This window comes from Schnuerera sp. (assembly GCF_035459645.1).
Lineage (GTDB): Bacteria > Bacillota > Clostridia > Tissierellales > Tepidimicrobiaceae > Schnuerera.
Map to the genome: position 1 here is coordinate 1 of NZ_DATHXO010000440.1, position 3999 is coordinate 3999.

Sequence of the window (3999 nt, forward strand, 5' to 3'; positions counted from 1 at the left end):
TATCATCCGAAATGCAGCAAGGGAACCAGAAATAATTGATTTACAAAACTATTTGAATAAAGCTGGTGCCAAGATAAATGGAGCAGGTACAAGTGTAATTATTATTGATGGAGTAGATAAATTTACCGATGTTACCCATAATACTATGCCAGACAGAATAGTAGCAGGAACTTATATGATTGCTGCAGCTATAACTGAGGGAGAAGTAGTAGTCAAAAACATTATAGTTGATCATCTACAAGCAATTATTGCAAAATTAAAAGAAGCTGGTAGTTTAATATATAATGATAATAATTCTTTAAAAATAATAGGACCTAAAAAAACAAATTCTATTGAAATGATTCAAACATTGCCTTATCCTGGATTTCCCACTGATATGCAAGCACAAATGATGGCTTTGTTAAGTATAGCTAATGGTACTAGTATCATTTCAGAGACGGTATTTGAAAACAGATTTAAGCATGCAGAAGAATTAACTAGAATGGGTGCTAATATTAAAATATTTGGCAAAGTAGCAATTATTAAAGGAGTAAAGGAATTAACTGGAGCAAAGATGACTGCTAAAGATTTAAGGGGAGGGGCATGTCTTATATTAGCAGGTCTAGCAGCAAGAGGAGTTACTGAGGTAGAAAACGTACACCATATAGAAAGAGGATATGAAAATTTTCATGTAGAATTAAAGGACATTGGTGCTGATATTAAAAAGGTTGACTGAGAGCAGCTTATGCTGCCTACCATAGTTTAGGACAAGCGAATAGGTGGGTTATCAAATGAAAAAGAAAAAAAAATCCAAAAGAAGGATACAGAAAAGAAAAAGAATATTGAGATTTCTTTTATTTATTTTAACAGTTATATTAATTTACTTATTTGCTTTTAAAACTGATTTTTTCAATATAAGAAGTATAAAAGTTGTTGGAAATAAAAATGTAAGTTATGAACAAATTATTAAAGCTTCTATGTGTAATAGAGGAGAAAATATATTTAAAATTAGTAAAAAGAAAGGCAAAGAAAGTTTGGAAAGATTACCCTATGTTAAAGAAGCAAGAATTAAGAGGAATATGCCAAAGGAGATAATTATTGATATAGAAGAAAGACAAGAAATTGTAATAATACCTTATATAGGATCTTTCCTTTATATAGACAATGAAGGATATATACTGAAGGTAGAAGAAAAAATAGAAAAAGTAGAATTGCCACAAATATTTGGCTTAGAATTAGATGATTTTCAACCAGGTATCAATCTATTTTCATCATTAGATAGGGATGATATTGAAACATTTGTTACTTATAGCGAAAAATCAAGTCTTTTATCGTTAATGAAATATATAAATTTTACCGATATTAATAATACAATGATTGAATTAAAAGATGGTATTAAGGTTGCTTTTGGACCATTAGATAATGTAAAATATAAATTAAGCTTTCTAATTAAAATATTAGATGATATTGAGAAAAAGGATTTAAATGTAAAACAGATATTATTAAACAAAGGAGATAACCCAATAGTAGTGACGGATGATAGGTAGGGGGAATTATATGAAAAAAACAAGTGGCAAATTGGCAATTACATTAGTTTCCTTATTTTTAGGTGTAATTTTAGCAATACAATTTAAAACTGTAAATAAAACTGTTGGTGAAGGGGTTTTACCAACCCAAAGAGCACAGCAATTAGCTATAGATTTAAAAAAAGCACAAGAAGAGAGAGATGCTGCTATAAATGCTTTAGATGAAGCTGAAAACAAGATAAAACAATATGAAAAGGGAGAAGCAGATAATAATGTTTATGCAGAGAATTTATATAAGGATTTGGAAAAATATAGAATATTAGCAGGTTATGTTGATTTGGAAGGGCCGGGAATAGTTCTAGAAATTCAAGAGCCTCCTATGGATGTACAATTTGGTATAGAATACAAGATAGTAGATGATTTAGATTTAATATTGCAAACTATTAGCGTTTTAAATGCTGCTGAGGCAGAAGCTATCTCTATCAATGATCAAAGATATACAGCATTTACAGAGATAGAAAGGGCAGATGATCACATAGAAATAAATGGAGTTTCTATTAATTCACCAATTGTTATAAAAGCTATAGGAAATCCTGAAACTTTAGAATCAGCCTTATCTATCAAGAGAGGAATAGTTTGGACTTTGCAATATTATGACTATAATGTATTTTTGGCTAAAGAAAAAAATGTTAAGATACCAAAGTATAGGAAGATAATTGAATTTGTATATTCACGACCTGTTGAAGATGAAGCCAATTAAAATTTGGGGGATTTATATGAAGAGGATAGACAAACCTAGTTTAGTAGTTTTTGTTTTTTCTATATTGTTGGGTATTTTTTTGGCATTTCAATTTAAGCAAACGGTACCTTATTTTGCACCTGTTACACTAAACTCAATACAAACTACTAAAAATGAAATAAATACTATAAATAAGGAAATTGATGAATTAAACATTATGATAGATAATAAAAACGAGCAAATAAAGATGTTAGAAAGTATAGCTAGTGGAGATGAAAATATAATTGATATTTTAAAATCTGAATTGAGCAAGAATAAAATAGTTGCAGGCTTCGAAAAAGTGCAAGGTCCTGGAATAATTATTAGGATGGAAGACAATATGTCTGAAGAAGCATTTGGTCAAGAATATAATTTAGATTTAATTCACGATGCAGACGTTCTAAGAATAATAAATGATCTGAGAGGGGCTGGAGCTGAAGCCATAAGTATTAACGACCAAAGAGTATTATCTATATCAGAGATAAAATGTGGTGGCCCGATTATTAGAATTAATGGAAGAAGTGTTGGGACCCCATTTTATATAAAAGCTATAGGTAATCCAAAATTATTAAATGCAGCAATAAATGCTCCAAATACTTACGGTTATGCTTTAATGACTATAGATCAAATAAACATTGAAACTAGTATAGAAGATGAGATTATAATTCCAGAATATAATGGAAGATTTAATTTTAAGCATGCAAAACCATCAAAAGAAGGTGATTAATATGTTTTTTGCAGCAATAGGTATATTGATAGGATTAGCAATAGGACTTTTATTACCATATACTTACAATGTTCAATATTCATTATATATATCGGTGGCTATTTTAGCTTGCCTAGATTCTGTATTTGGAGGAATAAGGGCTAATTTAGATAATAAATTTGATTTGAGTATTTTTATGTCTGGTTTTTTTGGAAATGCTATTTTGGCTGCCTTTTTAGCTTATATTGGTGATAGACTTGGAGTCCCACTATATTATGCAGCAATCTTCACTTTTGGAGGAAGGTTGTTTGAAAACTTTGCAAGGATTAGACGAATATTGTTTAAAAAAAGATTTAAAAACCAAGAATGATCTGATAGTTCAAGTATTTATAAATGTATAAGATTTATTAATTATTATAGGAATTAATGTATTTAAGTTTAATAAAGGTTTTTAACTAATTGATAAGGGGGTTAATTCTATGTTTGATTTTGATGTAGATGTTGAAGAATTTGCAAAGATAAAAGTAATTGGTGTGGGTGGTGGAGGAAATAATGCTGTAAATAGAATGATTGATTCTGGTGTTAGGGGTATTGAATTTATTGCAGTTAATACTGATAGACAAGCCCTTTATTCATCAAGAGCAGAGCAAAAGTTACAAATTGGAGAAAAGCTTACCAAAGGGTTAGGCGCTGGTGCAAATCCGGAAATAGGAATGAAAGCAGCTGAGGAAAATAGAAATGAAATTACAGAATCTTTGAAAGGTGCAGACATGGTTTTTATTACAGCTGGAATGGGTGGAGGTACCGGTACAGGAGCTGCCCCTATAATTGCTGAAGTAGCAAAAGAACTGGGGATACTTACGGTAGGAGTTGTCACTAAGCCTTTTACTTTTGAAGGAAGAAGAAGGTTGGTTCATGCTGAAAAAGGTATAGAAGAATTAAAAAACAAAGTAGATACTTTAGTTACTATACCAAATGATCGGTTGCTTCAAGTGGCAGAAAAGAAGACT

Annotated in this window: 6 protein-coding genes; all 6 read left to right on the forward strand. The window is 30.3% G+C overall.

Annotation, left to right across the window (positions count from 1 at the left end; all coding sequences use genetic code 11):
• The coding region (locus VK998_RS10390; protein ID WP_325228058.1) for a UDP-N-acetylglucosamine 1-carboxyvinyltransferase at positions 1-715 on the forward strand (715 nt) is incomplete at its 5' end.
• 55 nt (positions 716-770) lie between these two features.
• Positions 771-1526, forward strand: coding sequence for a cell division protein FtsQ/DivIB (locus VK998_RS10395; RefSeq protein ID WP_325228059.1), 756 nt, complete (start codon positions 771-773; stop codon positions 1524-1526).
• A gap of 10 nt (positions 1527-1536) precedes the next feature.
• The gene (locus VK998_RS10400) at positions 1537-2265 is read left to right on the forward strand and encodes a DUF881 domain-containing protein (RefSeq protein ID WP_325228060.1); all 729 of its coding nucleotides are present in this window, start codon (positions 1537-1539) and stop codon (positions 2263-2265) included.
• Positions 2266-2281: 16 nt separating this feature from the next.
• Positions 2282-3010, forward strand: coding sequence for a DUF881 domain-containing protein (locus tag VK998_RS10405; RefSeq protein WP_325228061.1), 729 nt, complete (start codon positions 2282-2284; stop codon positions 3008-3010).
• Position 3011: 1 nt separating this feature from the next.
• On the forward strand, positions 3012-3359 hold the full coding sequence (locus VK998_RS10410) for a small basic family protein (RefSeq protein ID WP_325228062.1): 348 nt from the start codon (positions 3012-3014) through the stop codon (positions 3357-3359).
• Between the two features lie 109 nt (positions 3360-3468).
• The coding region (locus VK998_RS10415) for a cell division protein FtsZ (RefSeq protein WP_325228063.1) at positions 3469-3999 on the forward strand (531 nt) is incomplete at its 3' end.